Source organism: Ferrovum myxofaciens, assembly GCF_013181415.1.
GTDB lineage: Bacteria > Pseudomonadota > Gammaproteobacteria > Burkholderiales > Ferrovaceae > Ferrovum > Ferrovum myxofaciens.
The window spans coordinates 811,226-828,291 of record NZ_CP053676.1 but is presented as its reverse complement, the minus strand read 5'-3'; the positions used below and the strand labels follow the sequence as shown (position 1 = coordinate 828,291).

20 protein-coding genes are annotated in these 17,066 nt (G+C 58.1%); 9 read left to right on the top strand and 11 right to left on the bottom strand.

The window, feature by feature from the left end:
* Positions 1-11 precede the first annotated feature (11 nt).
* From HO274_RS04055 to glyA, 9 genes are all read right to left on the bottom strand, one after another.
* Positions 12-377 carry a sirohydrochlorin chelatase gene (locus tag HO274_RS04055; protein ID WP_273121656.1) on the bottom strand — a complete coding sequence of 122 codons (366 nt, stop codon included), beginning with the start codon at positions 375-377 and terminating at the stop codon, positions 12-14.
* Between the two features lies 1 nt (position 378).
* Positions 379-828: a dUTP diphosphatase gene (gene dut, locus HO274_RS04050; RefSeq protein ID WP_031597730.1), complete on the bottom strand. Its 450-nt coding sequence runs from the start codon at positions 826-828 to the stop codon at positions 379-381.
* 16 nt (positions 829-844) lie between these two features.
* A complete protein-coding gene (gene coaBC, locus HO274_RS04045; protein ID WP_273121654.1) occupies positions 845-2,080 on the bottom strand; it encodes a bifunctional phosphopantothenoylcysteine decarboxylase/phosphopantothenate--cysteine ligase CoaBC in 1,236 nt (411 codons plus the stop codon).
* Positions 2,081-2,095: 15 nt separating this feature from the next.
* Positions 2,096-3,073: an HpcH/HpaI aldolase/citrate lyase family protein gene (locus HO274_RS04040; RefSeq protein WP_031597728.1), complete on the bottom strand. Its 978-nt coding sequence runs from the start codon at positions 3,071-3,073 to the stop codon at positions 2,096-2,098.
* 15 nt (positions 3,074-3,088) lie between these two features.
* Positions 3,089-3,976, bottom strand: a complete 888-nt coding sequence (gene sucD / locus HO274_RS04035; RefSeq protein ID WP_031597727.1) for a succinate--CoA ligase subunit alpha — start codon at positions 3,974-3,976, stop codon at positions 3,089-3,091.
* A gap of 24 nt (positions 3,977-4,000) precedes the next feature.
* Positions 4,001-5,170, bottom strand: a complete 1,170-nt coding sequence (locus tag HO274_RS04030; protein WP_273121652.1) for a malate--CoA ligase subunit beta — start codon at positions 5,168-5,170, stop codon at positions 4,001-4,003.
* A gap of 115 nt (positions 5,171-5,285) precedes the next feature.
* Positions 5,286-6,236 carry a D-2-hydroxyacid dehydrogenase gene (locus HO274_RS04025; protein ID WP_273121651.1) on the bottom strand — a complete coding sequence of 317 codons (951 nt, stop codon included), beginning with the start codon at positions 6,234-6,236 and terminating at the stop codon, positions 5,286-5,288.
* On the bottom strand, positions 6,233-7,429 hold the full coding sequence (locus HO274_RS04020) for an aminotransferase class V-fold PLP-dependent enzyme (protein ID WP_273121649.1): 1,197 nt from the start codon (positions 7,427-7,429) through the stop codon (positions 6,233-6,235). The genes HO274_RS04025 and HO274_RS04020 overlap by 4 nt, the downstream gene beginning before the upstream one ends.
* Positions 7,430-7,458: 29 nt before the next feature.
* A complete protein-coding gene (glyA, locus tag HO274_RS04015; protein WP_062187870.1) occupies positions 7,459-8,706 on the bottom strand; it encodes a serine hydroxymethyltransferase in 1,248 nt (415 codons plus the stop codon).
* Positions 8,707-8,805: 99 nt separating this feature from the next.
* On the opposite strand from glyA, the gene HO274_RS04010 reads away from it, so the two are divergent.
* From HO274_RS04010 to HO274_RS03980, 7 genes are all read left to right on the top strand, one after another.
* On the top strand, positions 8,806-10,092 hold the full coding sequence (locus tag HO274_RS04010) for a glycerate kinase type-2 family protein (protein WP_273121646.1): 1,287 nt from the start codon (positions 8,806-8,808) through the stop codon (positions 10,090-10,092).
* A gap of 112 nt (positions 10,093-10,204) precedes the next feature.
* Positions 10,205-11,476 (top strand): bifunctional tetrahydrofolate synthase/dihydrofolate synthase, encoded by a 1,272-nt coding sequence (gene folC, locus HO274_RS04005; RefSeq protein WP_273121645.1) that lies wholly within the window; start codon positions 10,205-10,207, stop codon positions 11,474-11,476.
* A gap of 33 nt (positions 11,477-11,509) precedes the next feature.
* Complete coding sequence (locus tag HO274_RS04000) at positions 11,510-11,902, top strand: DsrE/DsrF/DrsH-like family protein (protein ID WP_273121643.1); 393 nt, start codon at positions 11,510-11,512, stop codon at positions 11,900-11,902.
* A gap of 69 nt (positions 11,903-11,971) precedes the next feature.
* A complete protein-coding gene (locus tag HO274_RS03995; RefSeq protein ID WP_273121641.1) occupies positions 11,972-12,202 on the top strand; it encodes a sulfurtransferase TusA family protein in 231 nt (76 codons plus the stop codon).
* 42 nt (positions 12,203-12,244) lie between these two features.
* On the top strand, positions 12,245-13,378 hold the full coding sequence (locus HO274_RS03990; RefSeq protein ID WP_273121639.1) for an NAD(P)/FAD-dependent oxidoreductase: 1,134 nt from the start codon (positions 12,245-12,247) through the stop codon (positions 13,376-13,378).
* A gap of 9 nt (positions 13,379-13,387) precedes the next feature.
* Positions 13,388-13,999, top strand: a complete 612-nt coding sequence (locus HO274_RS03985) for a hypothetical protein (RefSeq protein ID WP_273121637.1) — start codon at positions 13,388-13,390, stop codon at positions 13,997-13,999.
* Positions 14,000-14,032: 33 nt separating this feature from the next.
* Positions 14,033-14,953: a DMT family transporter gene (locus tag HO274_RS03980; RefSeq protein WP_273121635.1), complete on the top strand. Its 921-nt coding sequence runs from the start codon at positions 14,033-14,035 to the stop codon at positions 14,951-14,953.
* Positions 14,954-14,960: 7 nt separating this feature from the next.
* Here the strand turns inward: HO274_RS03980 and HO274_RS03975 are convergent, their stop codons facing one another.
* Both HO274_RS03975 and HO274_RS03970 read right to left on the bottom strand, forming a co-directional pair.
* Positions 14,961-15,665 (bottom strand): heparan-alpha-glucosaminide N-acetyltransferase, encoded by a 705-nt coding sequence (locus HO274_RS03975; protein ID WP_273121633.1) that lies wholly within the window; start codon positions 15,663-15,665, stop codon positions 14,961-14,963.
* The gene (locus HO274_RS03970; RefSeq protein WP_273121631.1) at positions 15,643-16,080 is read right to left on the bottom strand and encodes a type II secretion system protein N; all 438 of its coding nucleotides are present in this window, start codon (positions 16,078-16,080) and stop codon (positions 15,643-15,645) included. The genes HO274_RS03975 and HO274_RS03970 overlap by 23 nt, the downstream gene beginning before the upstream one ends.
* A gap of 153 nt (positions 16,081-16,233) precedes the next feature.
* On the opposite strand from HO274_RS03970, the gene gspG reads away from it, so the two are divergent.
* The gene (gspG, locus tag HO274_RS03965; protein ID WP_273121630.1) at positions 16,234-16,698 is read left to right on the top strand and encodes a type II secretion system major pseudopilin GspG; all 465 of its coding nucleotides are present in this window, start codon (positions 16,234-16,236) and stop codon (positions 16,696-16,698) included.
* Positions 16,667-17,065, top strand: a complete 399-nt coding sequence (gene gspI, locus HO274_RS03960) for a type II secretion system minor pseudopilin GspI (protein WP_031597706.1) — start codon at positions 16,667-16,669, stop codon at positions 17,063-17,065. Before gspG ends, gspI begins: the two co-directional genes overlap by 32 nt.
* Position 17,066: the final 1 nt, after the last annotated feature.

The following is a 17,066-nucleotide window of genomic DNA, read 5'->3' as shown; positions in this document are numbered from 1 at the left end:
AGTCCCTGGGGTCATGCCTGGGTGATGACCCACTGGGCAATGGCTTCAAGCAACTCGGGGGAATCTCCCAGGGCCGTGGTGACCCGGATTTTGAGTGCGGGATGCTGATGATGCAAGGTTTCGATCAGAGAGGGGAGATCATGGCGCAAATGCCCTCCCTGCGCCATGAATAAAGGGACGATGATCAGATCGGTGACCCCTCGACGGGTTTGCTCCTGGACCGCCTGGTCCAGGGAAGGATGCATCAATTCGAGAAAACACAGGTCGACGTCCTGGGTCGGACGAAGGGAACGGACTTTTTCCAGAATGTCGAGAAAGGGGTTGGCCCAGAGCGGATCGCGGGCACCATGGGCAAAGAGCAGGATGCCTTGAGGCATTTCAATGCCTTCCGGTACTACCAAAGCCCCCTTCACCCCGGTCACTTAGGGAAAAATACTCGACCACTTCGAGACGTGCCTGAACCACAGGAACCACCACCAGTTGGGCTATGCGTTCCATGGGTTTGATTTCGAAGACTTCATGTCCTCGATTCCAGAGAGAGACCAACACCTGTCCCTGATAGTCGGAGTCGATCAGACCCACTAGGTTGCCCAGGACGATCCCATGTTTATGGCCCAATCCGGAGCGGGGCAAGATCATGGCGGCGAAGTTTGGATCGCCAATATGGATGGCCAGACCGGCAGGAATCAACTCGGCTTGCCCTGGGTAGAGGGTCACAGGTTCCTCCAGGCAGGCGCGCAGGTCGAGGCCTGCTGCGCCTGCAGTCCCATAGGTGGGAAGATTGTCTCGTAGACGTGGGTCAAGAATTTTTACCTGCAGGGGAATCATGATGACCTCAATAAAATCAGGAAGAAATTCCGCGATGAGCCATCAGGGCCACCGCATGACTCAGGATCTGCCGGGCCAATTCAATTTTGGAGGCAGGTGGGAGAGGGTGGCGCCCGTGGTCATCGAACAGAATGACTTCGTTGTCTTCCCGTCCCAGCGCCCGTTGAGCCAAATTACCCACGATCAGAGGGATTTTTTTGGCGAGACGCTTATGTTTGGCATACTCCTCGAGATTCTGACTTTCGGCTGCAAACCCCACACAAAAGGGAGGGTTCGGCAAGGAAGCCACGGTCGCGAGAATGTCGGAGGTGGGGACCAGGGTCAAGGTGAGGGGTTCCCCACTTTTTTTGATCTTGTGACCACTGGGATAGGCCGGGGTATAGTCCGCCACGGCGGCAACGGCAAAGAACAGATCCGTATGAGGAATCTCGGATAAGACAGCATCACGCATCTGGGCAGCGCTACGCACAGGAATGATGCGGCAACCGGCGGGGGCCGCCAGGGCAGTGGGGCCGCTGACCAGGACGACCTCGGCTCCACTGGCGAGGGCGGCTTCTGCCAGGGCATAGCCCATTTTTCCGGAACTGATATTGGACAGGATGCGGACGGGGTCGATGGCTTCCACGGTGGGACCGGCGGTCAGCAAGACCTTTTTCCCCTGCAAACAGGGTAGAGGGTAACGACCGAGATGGGGGGACAGATGCGTCATGATCTCGTTGGGTTCCAACAAACGTCCCAGACCTGACTCTCCGCAGGCCTGGGATCCCCTGGCCGGACCCAGAAACACGACCCCGTCTTCCTGTAACTGCGCCACATTGCGCTGATTTGCGGGATTTTGCCACATGGCCTGATTCATGGCGGGGGCGACGAAGAGAGGGATGGTACGAGCAGCGACGAGGGTGGTCAGCAGATCATCTGCCAACCCCGCGGCGATGTGGGCCAAACAGTTCGCGCTGGCGGGAGCGATCAGAAGAGCATCGGCATGACGGACCAGATCGATGTGATCCATGCCTCCCTCACGCAGGGGTTCCCACAGATGCGTCGCCACCGGGCGAGTTGAAAGCGCCTGGAAAGTGAGGGGAGTCACGAAACGAGTGGCTGACTCGGTCATGACGACCTGAACTTCGAGGCCCGCCTTGACCATCAGGCGGGTGAGTTCGGCCGCCTTGTAAGCGGCCACCCCCCCGGTGACCCCCAGAATCCAGCGCTGGAGAGGGTGGGGTGATGTGAAGGGAAGGGCCGAATCGGCCATCCGTAAAATCCCCCTTCAGGCGTCCAGACCCATGGTCCGCGCCTTGCTGAGCAGGCTTTCGGCCATCCGGATGCTGGCGATATCGATCAGGCGACCATCCAGCGAGACGGCCCCGCGCCCTTCGCGGGCGGCTTGTTCCATGGCCTCCACAATGCGTTGGGCTTTGAGGACTTCGGCCTCACTGGGGGTGAAGACCTGGTTGCACAGATCGATCTGGGAAGGATGAATGGCCCATTTTCCTTCGTAGCCCAACACGGCCACCCGATTGGCCGCAGCAATGAATCCGTCGGGATCGCTGAAATCGCCAAAGGGACCATCCACAGGGCGCAGGCCATAGGCTCGACAGGCAACCAGCATACGGGTTTGTGCTGCGTGCCAGGGGTCTGTCCAGAAATAGTCCCGATGACCGTTTTCATCCTTGTCCGTGAGTACCCCGGAGTCCTTGTGCACGCCCCCAATGATGGTGGTCCGGGCACGGGTCGATGCGGCGTAGTCGGCAACCCCGAAACTCATGGCCTCCAAACGCGGGCTGGCCTGGGCAATGGCTTCCACATTGGCCAGACCCAGAGCCGTTTCGATGAGGGCTTCAAAGCCGATACGTTTGGTCCGTCCCATAGCATTCTCGATCTGGGTAACGAGCATGTCCATGGCGTACAGGTCTTGAGGAACCCCCACCTTGGGAACCAGAATCATGTCGAGACGAGGGCAGGCTTCCACCACATCCACCACATCGCGGTAGGCGTAATGTGTATCCAATCCGTTCATGCGAATCATCAGGGTCTTGTGGCCCCAATCGATGTCATTCAGAGCCTGGATGATATTCTTGCGTGCCGTGGCCTTGTCATCCGGTGCGACCGCATCTTCCAGATCCAGAAAAACGATGTCGGCTTTGGAGCGGGCGGCTTTTTCAAAAAGACTGACGTTGGATCCCGGCACGGCCAGTTCGGAACGATGCAGACGGGCGGTGGCAGGGGTAATCTGGGTAAAACTCATGAATGGAAACTCCAGTTAAAGGGTGGCAATGGCTTGCGCAACGGTGCTGCCCAACTCGGATGCACTGGGCGCAACGAACAGGCCATAGGATTTCATGATCTCGGCTTTCTCGCCCGCCGTATCTCCCTCGGCGGAGATGATGGCGCCGGCATGACCCATACGGCGGCCCTTGGGGGCCGTCAGTCCGGCGACATACCCGATTACGGGTTTGCTCATGTTTTCTTTGATCCACTGGGCGGCTTCGGCTTCCTGGGGACCGCCAATTTCGCCGATCATGACCACGGCATGGGTATCCGGATCCTGTTCGAAAAGTGCCATATGGTCGAGAAAGGAACTGCCATTGATGGGGTCGCCGCCAATCCCGACGCTGGTGGAAACGCCGATACCCAAGGCGGTCATCTGGGCAGCGGCTTCATAGCCCAGCGTGCCGGAACGGGAGACGATACCCACATTGCCGCGCTTGTAGATATGTCCCGGCATGATTCCCAGCATGGCCCGTCCGGCACTGATGATGCCGGCACAGTTGGGGCCCACGATCAGGGTTCGGGTTTCCTTGGGATAGCGCAGCAGGTAACGTTTGACGCGCATCATGTCCTGCGTGGGGATGCCATCGGTAATGATGCAGACCAATTTCAGCCCTGCTTCGGCAGCTTCCATCAGCGCATCGGCGGCAAAGGGAGGAGGGACGAAGGCGAGACTGGCTTCGGCTCCAGTGGATTCTACGGCTTGTCGCACGGTGTCAAAGACGGGGCGCTCGAGGTGTTTCATGCCTCCTTTGCCGGGGGTGACGCCCCCCACCACATTCGTCCCGTACTGAATCATTTCGTTGGCATGGAAAGTGGCCTTGTCGCCGGTGAATCCCTGAACGATGACCTTGGTGTTTTCATCAATAAGAATACTCATGAATCGGTGTCTCCTGAATGCGCGTTACGCGTTTTTGCCATGGGCTGCGGCCACGGCGCGCTCGGCAGCTTCTGCCAGGGTATCGGCGCTGATGATGGGCAGACCGCTTTCCTGGATGATCTTTTGCCCGGCTTCCACATTGGTTCCCGCCAGTCGGACCACGAGGGGCACCTTCAGGTCGCGGGCGGCTTGGACGACGCCTTCGGCGACCCAATCACAACGGTTGATACCTGCAAAGATGTTGACCAGAATGGCCTTGACGTTAGGGTCTGACAGAACCAGGCGGAAAGCTTCTGCCACACGTTCCGGGGATGCGCCGCCACCGACGTCGAGAAAATTGGCGGGTTCGCCACCGGCATACTTGATCGTGTCCATGGTGGCCATGGCCAACCCGGCACCGTTGATGATACAACCGATATCGCCGCTCAAGCCCACATAGTTCAGTCCATGCAGGTGTGCCTGTGCCTCGCGGGGGTCTTCCTGGGCAGGATCGTGCATTTCGTGCAGTTTGGGATGGCGGAAGAGGGCATTGTCATCGAAGGACATCTTGCCATCCAGAGCGACCAAACGGCCTTCCCGGGTCACCACCAAGGGATTGATTTCCGCCATGGACGCATCCAGATTGCGGAAGGCGCGGTAGCACCCCAGGGTGAGGGCAACAAATTGATGGACCTGCTTGAGGGTCAATCCGCCCAGACCAAAGGCCAGTTCCCGTGCCTGAAAAGACTGAAGTCCAACGGCGGGTTCCACTTCCACCTGAAGTACGGCTTCGGGGTGGGTTTTGACGATATCCTCGATCTCCATGCCCCCTTGGGCGGAGGCGATGATCCGAATGCGTTGGGTTTTGCGGTCCAGGACGAACCCCAGATAAATTTCTCGCTCGAAGGGTTCGGCTACTTCGATATACAGACGTTCCACGATCTTGCCTTCGGGGCCGGTCTGATGAGTGACAAGGGTGGTGCCAAGGAGAGCTTCGGCGACTTTGGAGACTTCATGAGGAGTCTTGCACAGGCGCACCCCTCCCGCCTTGCCCCGTCCACCCGCGTGAATTTGGGCTTTGACGGCCCACAGTTCGCTTCCGAGCTCCGTCGCGGCTTGGGCGGCCTCAGCTGGGGTATAGACCACTTTGCCGCGCGGGATGGGAACTCCATGCTGCGCCAACAATTCCTTGGCCTGATACTCATGAATATCCATGTCACCTCCTGTTAATAATTTTGCGATGATAACATGGAGATGGGCCAAAAGACGACTCTCACCCACCCCAACCCAGGGGCGGGTGAGACTTTGGATATCCCCTCCGTGGCCGGCTTCAAATCACCAGGTTTTGAGGCGTACCGCGCTGCCAGGCTTCGATATTGTCGATCAGTTGATCCGCCAGAAATTGCATGGCACCATCGGATGCCCAGGCGACGTGGGGGGTCAGAATGAAGTTGGAACGGCGCACTTCAAGGAGCGGGTGGCCCTGAGTGGGGGGTTCGGTGGTCAGTACATCGAACCCGGCTCCTCCGATCCACCCTTCATCCAGCGCACGGATCAACGCAGCCTCATCCACCAGACCGCCGCGCGCGGTATTGATGAGAAGCGCCGTGGGTTTCATGCGGCGCAGTTCCTTTTCACCGATGAGGTTGCGTGTGCTGGTCGTGAGCGGACAATGAAGGGAAAGAATGTCTGCTTGTTCAAGGATCTCTTCCAGGGGGGTATAGGTGATTCCCTCATGCCTGGGTCCGTCATGTTTCGCAAACAAGACCTTCATGCCAAACCCTGTGGCGATCCGCGCCGTTCCCTGACCCAGGACTCCTTCGCCGATGATGCCCAAGGTGGACCCAAACAGGTCCCCGATGGGATGATCGAAGAAACAGAATTGAGGGGAAGTCTGCCAAACGCCGTTTTCCACGTCCTGGCGATAGGCCAACAAATTGCGACGCAGAGCCAGAATCAGGGCAAAGGCATGTTCCGGTACCGTATGGACGGCATAATTGCGGATGTTGGCTACGCGAATGCCTTGAGCCTGACAGGCGGGAATGTCCACCACATCGTACCCCGTGGCTGCCACGGCGATCATTTTTAGATCAGGTAATTGGCGCAGTGTTTCAGCGCGCAACGGCACTTTGTTGGTGATGGCCACTTGAGCGCCGTGCAGGCGTTCCAACACCTGTGCGGTGCTGGTCTGGTCATGCTCGATATAACTGTCAGAAAAGTCCGGAGTACGAACCCGCGCCTTGAGTGAGGCGCGGTCAAGAAAGACCACGCGTCCGCTCATGCACCCGCTCCCAGGCCCACGGGGGCCTCATGGGTGCGCCAGAATTGGTTGGCGGCGGCTACTCCGCTTCCGGGAGTGACGGGAATGCCACAGTCCAGCATGGCCATCTCGGCGCCTGCAATGGCCCCCATCAGCATCACCTCGTTGAGGTCGCCCAGATGTCCAATCCGGAAAACCTTGCCAGCCACTTTCGAAAGCCCGGTGCCCAGTGCCAGATTATATCGGCGGTAGGCTCGTTCGATGACTTCGGCTGCGTTGAACCCGGCGGGAACCACGATGGCTGAAACCGAGTCCGAGTACCACTGGGGCGCCTTGGCACACAGGGATAATTTCCATCCTTGAGTGACAGCGGCCCGCACTCCTTCGGCCAGATAATGATGGCGGGCAAAGACGTTTTCGAGTCCTTCCTCTTCCAGCATGACCAGGGCTTCACGCAGACCGTAGAGCATGGGAATGGAAGGCGTGTAGGGGAAGTAGCCGGTGCCATTGCTCTTGACCATGTCGAGGTAATCAAAGTAACAACGGGGATGACGGCTGTTCTGGGCGGCTTGCAGGGCTTTCTGGCTAACGCAGGTGATTCCCATGCCGGCTGGCAACATCAGACCTTTTTGGGAACCGGCGACGCAGATATCCACTTTCCATTCATCCATACGAAAGTCGATACTGCCCAGAGCGCTGACCGAATCCACAAAGAGCAGGGCAGGGTGACCCAAATCCTCCAGCACTTGACGGATGGCCAAAATATCACTGGTCACGCCGGTGGCGGTTTCATTCTGACAGACCAATACGGCCTTGATCTGATGCTGTACATCTGCCGCCAATGCGCTTCGGTACCCTTCCACTGGAGCGCCTTCGCCCCACTCCACTTCAATGATGTTCATGTCGAAACCCAGACGTCTTCCCATGTCGCACCAGAGGTGACTGAATTGTCCGAAGCGGGAAGCCAGGATCTGGTCCCCAGGGTTCAAACAGTTGGTCAGCGCCGCTTCCCAGCATCCCGTCCCGGAGGAAGGGAAGACGATGGGGGCGGCGGATTCCGTCTTGAAAACCCTTTTTAAACCGGCCAGGATCTCCTGGGTCAGAGCAGGGAATTTAACCGAGCGATGATCCTCCATAGGGACCGCCATGGCGCGCAGGATGCGGTTGGGGACGTTGGAGGGTCCGGGAACGAAAAGAAAATTATGACCTGCCATGATAACTCCTGAAACGAATGCTTGAACGATTAGCGATAGACGGGGTGACGCTGACAGAGTGTTCCCACCTCTTTGAGAACATGCTGCAGTACGCTGTCATCCTCCGGAGCCTCAAGCAAGTCGCTGATCAGGTGGGAGACCTTGCGTGCCTCATTGTGACCAAAACCACGGGTGGTCAGGGCCGGGGAGCCGATTCTGATGCCGGAGGTGACAAAGGGTTTTTCCGGATCATTGGGAATGGCGTTCTTGTTGACCGTGATATTGGCTCGTCCCAGCAGTGCTTCGGCAGCCTTGCCGGTGATCTGACGGGCACGCAGGTCCATCAGGAAGAGATGGCTTTCCGTGCCGCCGGAAACGATGCGCAAGCCACGCTCGATGAAGGTTTCTGCCATGGCTTGGGCATTGGCTTTGACGCGCTTCTGGTAGGACTTGAATTCGGGTTTGAGCGCCTCATTGAAGGCGGTGGCCTTGGCCGCGATGACATGCATCAGGGGCCCCCCTTGAATGCCTGGAAAAATCATGGAGTTGATGGGTTTTTCAAACTCGGCGGAGGACAGGATGATTCCGCCGCGCGGACCGCGCAAGGTCTTGTGGGTGGTGGAGGTGACGAAGTGGGCAATGCCCACGGGGCTGGGGTATTCGCCTGCAGCGATGAGACCGGCATAGTGCGCCATGTCAACCATGAGATAAGCCCCGATGGAATCGGCAATGGCACGAAAACGAGTCCAATCGATGACCATGGAATAGGCCGAGGCACCCGCCACGATCATTTTGGGTTTATGTTCCTGGGCCAGACGTTCCACTTCGTCGTAGTCGATCCGCTCCGTGTCGGGATGAAGACCATAACTCACCGACTTGTAGAGCTTGCCGCTGAAATTGACGGAGGCCCCATGGGTCAGGTGACCGCCATGGGCCAAGGACATGCCAAGAATCGTGTCGCCCGGTTGGAGCATGGCCATGTACACGGCGGCATTGGCCTGGGAGCCGGAATGGGGCTGGACGTTGGCATATTCGGCGCCAAAAAGTTGTTTCACGCGATCAATGGCCAGTTGTTCGGCCATGTCGACGAATTCGCAGCCGCCGTAGTAACGCTTGCCGGGATACCCCTCTGCATATTTGTTGGTCAGAACGGAACCTTGCGCCTGCAGGACTGCCGGACTGGTATAGTTCTCCGAAGCAATCAATTCGATATGGTCTTCCTGCCGGCGGTATTCTTTCTGGACGACATCCCATAATTCGGGGTCCGTATCGGCAAGCAACTTTCTGGAATCAAACACGACAAATCCTCCAAAGGATGAACAATGACTATCATTTTAAGTATGAAGCCTCTATTCTAGCGACTTTCGATCCTTCTGTGAAAATTTATAACGCCTGTTATGAAAAATAATACCACCCCCCCCTCCTTTGCAGAAGAACGCATATTTTTGCGTTCCCTTTTTGACTCCGCCGTGGCCGCAGCAGACCCACATCGGGTACTTCCCTCATTTCTGCCGGCAGTTCCACGGGGACGTACGGTGGTGGTGGGGGCCGGCAAGGCGGCGGGAGCCATGGCTCAGGCGCTGGAACAGCATTGGACGGGTGCCTTGGGGGGGGTGGTGGTGACGCGCTACGGTCACAAGGTTTCCACCCGTTTCATCGAGGTTCTCGAGGCGGCCCATCCGGTGCCGGACGAGGCGGGACAACGGGCCAGCCAGCGGATTCTCGAAGCCGTTCAAGGATTGAGGGCGGAAGATCTGGTGATCTGCCTGATTTCGGGCGGGGGCTCTGCACTGTTGGCAGCACCGGCCCCCGGGTTGACGCTGGCGGACAAGCAGACCATGAACCGGAGTCTGCTCAGAAGTGGTGCCACCATTACTGAGATGAATTGCGTGCGCAAGCATCTTTCAAGTCTCAAGGGGGGTCGTTTGGCCCTGGCTTGTTATCCGGCCCAAGTGGTCACCCTGTTGATTTCCGATGTGCCTGGTGATGACCCCACCGTGATTGCTTCCGGTCCCACGGTGGCGGATCCCACCACCTTTGCCGAGGCACGCGCCATCGTGGAGAAATACGGATTGCAGGACCAGGTACGGGCCTATGCACACCTCTGTGCCACCCAGGAAGAAACCCCCAAACCAGGAGATCCCCGGCTGGCGCGTACTTCGACCCATCTCATTGCGACGCCCCAGCATTCCCTCGAGGCGGCTGCGGCCGTTGCACGGGCGGCCGGGGTCAACCCCTTGATTTTAGGGGACAGTATCGAAGGCGAAGCCCGTGAGGTGGCCACAGTCATGGCGGGTATGGCCCGACAAGTGATGCGTCATGGACAACCGGCAGCGCGTCCCTGTGTCCTGTTGTCCGGGGGAGAAACCACGGTGACGGTGCGGGGCAAGGGGCGCGGCGGGCGAAACGTCGAATTTCTGCTGGCACTGACCCAGGCCCTGCGGGGCGAACCGGGGGTGTTTGCGTTGGCAGGGGATACGGATGGTATCGATGGAACCGAGGATAACGCAGGGGCCATGGTACTGCCGGATACCTGGGCGCGCGCGGAACATCTGGGTCTGAAGGTGACCGATTATCTGGCCAACAATGACGGTTATGGTTTTTTTGCGGCGTTGGACGATCTGGTGATCACGGGGCCTACCCTCACCAATGTCAATGATTTTCGCGCACTTCTCATTCCTTGAAATTTCGGGGAATGGGGGTTCCCTGAGGGGGGGAAGCAAGGGATAATCCCCCCTTTTGTTTTGCAACGGGTGACGGATGGCTTCATCGGATAGGGGCAGGGAAGAAAACACCATGACGCTGGCTGCCTGGCTGGCTTACCTGGACCGTATCCACCCTCGTTCCATGGACCTGGGGCTGGAACGGGTCGGGCAGGTGCGCGACCTGCTCGGTATTTTTCCCGCCTTTCCAATTCTGATGGTGGCGGGCACCAACGGCAAGGGGTCCGCCTGCGCTTATTTAACAGCGACTCTGAAGGCTGCGGGCTATCGGGTGGGAACCTATACTTCGCCTCATCTGGTGCGCTACAACGAGCGGGTGGTCGTGGATGGGATTCCCGTCTCCGATGCCCAACTCTGTGCTGCCTTTGCCCGGATCGAGGCAGCCCGTCAGGCGATCAGTCTGACCCCTTTTGAATTCGGTACCCTGGCAGCGGTGGATATTTTTCAACGGGCTCTGGTGGACGTGGCGGTGCTGGAGGTGGGGTTGGGGGGGCGTCTGGATGCCGTCAATCTCTTCGAGCCAGTGGTTTCCCTGGTGACCGGGATTGCCCTGGACCATGAAATGTGGCTGGGCTCCACCCGCGAAGCGATTGGCGTAGAAAAGGCGGGAATTTTTCGCTCAGGGGTTCCTGCGCTCTGTGCCGATCCAGCCCCCCCCCGTAGTTTGTTGGCGCGGGCGGTGGCACTGGAGACCCCACTTTGGTTGTGGGGACGGGATTTTACGGTGGAAAGACAGGCGCAAGGGAGGTGGACCTTGCATTTGCCGCACCAGACCTGGTCTGACCTGCCAGCGCCTCCCCTGTGCGGAGATTTTCAATACCGCAATGCCGCCCTGGCCCTGGCGGCGTTGCAGTTCCTGCCTATGCAGGTGACGCCGGAACAGGGCCGGCGCGGGATTGCGGGTACGGTGCTGCCGGGGCGTTTCCAGACCTGGCGCTTTTCGCCTCAGGTAATTTTGGATGTGGCCCATAATCCACAAGCGGCTCAGGAACTGGCGCATAATCTGAAAAGCACGTCCTGCGCCGGACGGACGCGTCTGGTCCTGGGCATGTTGCGTGACAAGGATAGGGTGGGCGTAGTCCAGGCCCTGGATACCTTGGTGGATGACTGGTATCTGGCTGACCTTCATGAAGAGCGCGGGGCCTGTCGGAAAGAGATGGAACCGGCGCTAGCGGGGGTACGGGGGACCGTGCAATGGCACCCGTCTCCCGAGCAAGCCTACGGCGCGGCTTGTACGGCAGCAGCCGTGGAAGACCGGGTGGTGGTGTGCGGGTCCTTTGTGATGGTGGGCAAGATCCTGGCCTTACAGGAGGACTATGCCGAAACGAAGGGGGATTCTCCCTGAGGCAAGGGGAAAACGCGGATCGAGGAGAAAAAAATGGTTGGCCAAAAAATTTGTGTCGTGGTGATCTCGGGTACCTTGGAACGATTACAGGCGGCGGCCATGGTGGCTTCAGTGGCGGCGGTGAGTGGTCAGGAAGTCCTGGTTTTTCTATCCATGAATGCCTTGCCCCATTTTGTCAAGGGAGCGACGGCAGAGGCCCCTCACGAAGGCCCCATGGGCGATTTGATAATAGCCAAGAAAGTCCCTGAATTCAAAATGTTGTTTGAACAGGCCATAGAGTTGGGAGGAGCCCGTCTCTATCCCTGTTCCATGGCCATGGACGTGCTGGAAGTCGGTTCTGAACAACTGGAGGACTATCTGGAAGAAGCCACCGGTTTGACCAGATTGCTGACCGAGGTTCAGAATGGGCAGGTCTGGACTTTTTGATTTCGGGATAATCACTGTGTGTGCAGGGAATCTGACCGAGTCGAACAACCGATTCAAGAGAGGATCACAATGACGGAAAGAAAAATCGTGGATGGTAAAGGAAGTTTTTGTCCAGGTCCGCTGATGGAACTGATTGTCGCCCTGAAGCACAGTCAGATTGGGGATGAACTGGAAGTGTTGTCCACAGACAAGGGGTCAGCCAATGATATTCCCGAGTGGGTGCATCGGGTGGGTCATGACTACGTTTCCACAACAGAAAACGACGGTGTCTGGCATATCGTGGTGCGCAAGACCAAATAATTGGGGCGCATGGTTTCCAACATACTTTAGGCGGGAGGACGCATGAAGATTTTGATTGTCGGTGGCGGAATGGGTGGGACGATCCTGGCCAATAATCTGGCCCGTCGTTTGGTTCCGGAATTGAAGGAGGGCAAGGCGCAGATCACGATGCTGTCGGCTTCGGACAAGCACATGTATCAGCCGGGTTTGTTGTATCTGGCCGTGGGACGCATGACCCCCGATGAGTTATACCGGGATCAGGCCGGTTTGCTGGAATCGAGTATCCATTTTCATGTGGATCCGGTGGAAGAGTTTCATCTGGATGATCAACAGGTCAAAACCCGCAGTGGGCGAATCCATGCCTACGACATTCTGGTGATCGCCACCGGTTCGCGCATGTATCCGGAAGAAATTCCGGGGCTGGCCGAGTATGCAGAAACCTTTTACACGGAAGCCTCGGCGCTCAAGATGTTCAAGCGCTTGCAGTCCTTTGAAGGTGGAAAAGTGGTGATTGCCGTGGGCGTTCCCCACAAGTGTCCCATGGCGCCCCTGGAAATCACCTTCATGCTGCACGATTACTTCAAGGACCGGGGTCTCCTCGACAAGGTTCAACTGCATTACACTTACCCCATCAATCGCGTACACACCCTTGAAAACGTGGCTAAGTGGGCCGCGCCAGAAATGGACCGGCTGGGCATCACTTACGAAACTTTTTTCAACATGAAGGAAGTGGATGGCGAGAAAAAAGTGGTGCATAGCGAGGAAGGGACTGAAGTCCCTTACGATTTGCTGATCACCATTCCCGCCCATCGTGGAATGGAAGTTCTGGAAAGGAACAATCTGGGGAAAAATGGCTGGATCCCTACCCACCGGGGCAAACTCAACATGGAAGGCCGGGAGAATGTTTTCGTGTTGGGGGATACCACCAATATTCCCATCAGCAAGTCCGGTTCCACGGCCCACTTTCAGGCGGATACACTGGGGGAGAATATCGCAGCCCTGATCAAACTGGGGGCGCCGGTACGGGAATATGACGGCAAGGTCTTCTGTTTCATCGAAACGGGCAAGGATCGGGCGACTTATGCCATGTTCAACTACCAGACCCCTCCTTCACCCCAGCCCCCTACCAAAGCGGTGCACTGGTTCAAGATGGCCTACAACAAACTCTACTGGGTTTCCGCCCGTGGTTTGCTTTGAGCAGAGGGGATGATGATGACAGAACTCAAGGAATCAACCGATTGTTCGTCCGCAGAAGCAGAACATCTGGTGACTGCGGCCCGGGACGCTCTGAGCGACGAAATGGTCAGTCGTCTCGCGGGGTTTTGCAGTGAGGGGATGGATCTGGTGGATCGGGTCCAGCGCTCCGGTCTCCCCCAGGCTCTTCCGGTTCTTGCCGAAATGGTGGATAACGGGGATCTGGACAGAATTTTTCAGTTGGCCCGTGTCTACCAGTCGTTTCAGGATGCCCTGAGCGATGAAATGGTGGGACGGCTGGCGGAAACGGTGGGGGAGGGGTTGTCCATGCTCGACCGTTTCAATCGCGGCGGCGGTGGACGGTTGCTGCAGATGCTGGAACGTCTGGAAGCCACTGGCGCTCTGGAACGAATCCTCCAGAGTCTGCCTGCGTTGCTCGACAAACTGGACCGGGTGGTGGGTTTGCTCAATGCTCTGGAGGTTGCCAGCACAGCCAAACAGGCCCCGCCTGGGGGAGGATTGGGGGGGCTATGGAACCTCATGACGCAACGGGAAACCCAACAGGCCCTGCAATTTCTGACAACCTTGAGCCAGCAGATGCGGGATGAATGCGCCAAGGGATGATCTGTTCTCTGGTGGGTGCATAGGAGATTGTATTTGAAGTATTCTCGTGGTTGGGGTCCGCTGTTGGGCCTGGTGGTGCTGTCCCTTACCTGGGGTTATAGTTGGGTAGCAGCCAAGGAAGGGTTGGGTTTTGCCGGGCCGCTTCATTTTGCGGCGCAACGTTCTGTTTTGGGGGGGCTGGCCTTGCTTGCGCTGCTTCCTCTGACGGGACGTTCCTGGCGTTGGCAATTCCCCAAGGAAACTCTGGTCATCGGTCTCGTTCAGGTTTCCGGTTTCATGCTTTTTCAAACCTGGGCGCTGGTGACCGGGGGCCCCGGGAAAACGGCGGTATTGATCTTTACCATGCCCATTTGGACTTTGCTGCTCTCGGGATTGGTGTTGCGTGAGTCGGTGAAGGGAGCACAGTGGATCGCTGCGGGACTGACGCTGGCGGGATTGATCTTCATCATCGAGCCCTGGGAAATGCATACCAGTTTGATCAGCAAATGTCTGGGGCTGATGGCTGCCCTGTGTTGGGCCATCGGTACCCTTTTGGTGAAACGATTACGTCAGCGACACGTGCTGGATCTGCTCAACCTGACGGCCTGGCAAATGGCATTGGGGGCCATCCCTCTGGTGTGTGCAGCACTTCTGATTCCGGAGCGGGCGATGCACTGGACCTGGACCTATGGTGGCATTCTGGCCTTCATGGCCTTGGGCAGTACGGCACTGTGCTGGTGGTTATGGCTCTACATACTGGACCGGGTTCCTGCCTGGGAGGCCAGTTTGTCGGTACTGGGTACGCCTGTGGTGGCGATTCTGTCCTCCCGCTGGATGACGGGGGAATCTTTTCATCGGTCAGAGGTAGGGGGGATTTTTCTGATCGGTTCAGGCCTCGCCTTTTTGGCTTTTATCGGGTGGCTGAACAGTCGCCGAGCGGGACGGTTTTCGCCAGAGAGTGGGCGGGCGGAGTGATCCGGAGTTAGCGAACAGGATAAATCCACCGGGTTAGTTCAAATACTGTGAAAAGTATGGGTTGATGGACAAGATAGAGAATCAGACCATGGCGCCCCATCCATTGAACGCCCCGGTCGGGCACCGAGCATGAAGCGGGATTGCTTTGCGGACGGGAAGACCAGGGCTGGATTCCGGTCCACATACCCAACCACAGGACTCCGATCCAGGGCAGGAGAGGAGCATAATCCTCGGTGGAGGGTTTATGGGCAGCGAGTCCGATCCAGTTGAGCCAACGTGGGTCCATGGCCGTCATTCCCCATTGCCCCACCACCAACGCCAACAGCCCCAGAGGCAGCAATTTTGCGCGCAACCCCAGCAGGGGACGACTGATGACGGTGGCAAGCCAGTAGAAGTGCAGAACGCCGAAATAGATCCAGCGCGCGCCGAACATTGCATAGGTCACCCCACTGACCAGCAGGGCCCCCACCCCCAGTTGAAAGAGACGGCGGCGTTGCCGCTGGGCCGGATGGTGGGCGCTGAGGGCCAGACTGATCCCGGAAAGGAACACGAAAAGCGTGACGATCAGGGTGCGCCACGTGGTCCAGAAAAATGACCCCAGCATATCGAAATGGGCATAGCCGAAGTAGGTGGCGTCATAGCAGCCATGAAAAAGCACCATCATGACGATGGCCAGGCCCCGTCCCCGGTCAAGGTAGGCGAGGCGGAGCAAGCGCAGTCCCTTTGGGGAGCGATGGAACGGGCAAGGATAACGTTTCTTCCTGCCCCCCCCGGGCCAAGGTGACGCTGTGCCGGTCTACTCGCACCAGATAGACGCCGGGCAGTACTTCCTGTCCCACCTCCCAGGCGCGGATGGGAGTTCCTTCCGGGGCCAGCAACGCCACCCCCCCGCCGGCAGAGGTGATGATTCCCCGTACCTGCACAGGAATCTGTGCCACCGGCGCAGAAAATACCGTTTCCCAGCGGCGTTCCTCGGGCACGGGGGTCAACGCTCCGGAGCGGGGAGCCAGGTGAGGCAGGGGACGGGCCAGTTGCATTCCCCAATAGCCGGTCAGGGCCACGACGATCAGCCACCCGACCACCTCTACGCCCAGCGGCAGTAACTGATGGGAACGATCGAAGTTCATTTTCCTCATCCGTGCACCTTACCTGAAAGTTTTTATGATGCCAAGACCTGGGCCCCGTCTTTGACCTGCCAGCAGACTTGCGGGATTGGCATATTGGATGTATGGTCCGATCTTCCTTTATGCATGCCAAGGACGAGGTGGAATACGGTGAAGATGGGGACAATAGTACTTCGTGAAGAAAAGGGAGGGGTGAAATCCCGAGGTCTTCGGGAGCGGGGTTTCACCTTGATCGAAATCATGGTGGTGATGGTCATCATTGCCATTCTGGCCGGGATGATCGTACCCCGGGTCATGAACCGGCCGGATCAGGCGCGCAAGTTGGCAGCCCGTCAGGATGTTGCCAGCCTTGTGCAGGCCCTGAAATTGTACCGTCTGGATGTAGGGCGTTATCCCACGACCGAACAGGGGTTGATGGCATTGGTCAAACAACCCGCGCAGGAACCGGTGCCCGGCAATTGGATGCAAACCCTGGATTCCTTGCCCAAGGATCCCTGGGGGCATCCCTATCATTATGCCAATCCCGGCCAGCACGGCGAGATCGATGTCTGGAGTCTGGGCGCTGATGGGCAGCCGGGAGGGGAAGGCAATGATGCCGATATCGGCAACTGGGACTCCTGAGCGGGGCTTCACCCTGATCGAGGTGCTGGTGGCTCTGTTTGTGTTGGCTGTGGCCCTGGCAGCGGGAATGCGCGCTTTGGGGGGGGTGACCCGGCTCGGGGAGGCGGTGCCGGAACGTCTGGCGGCGCAGTGGAGTGCAACCAATGCCTTGAACGAGTTGCGTTTGAGCCGGCAATGGCCCCCCCTTGGGGGAACTGACTTTGCCTGTCCCCAGGGGCGTTTTGTGCTGACTTGCCACGAAAATGTACAGGAAACCCCCAATCCCTCCTTTCGTCTGGTGGAAGTGACTGTGTTTCTGGAAGGGGGGGGAAGCGTTCTGGCGCGGGTCAGTACTGTGGTGCCCCTCAGTCCGGCTCAGGTATTATAGG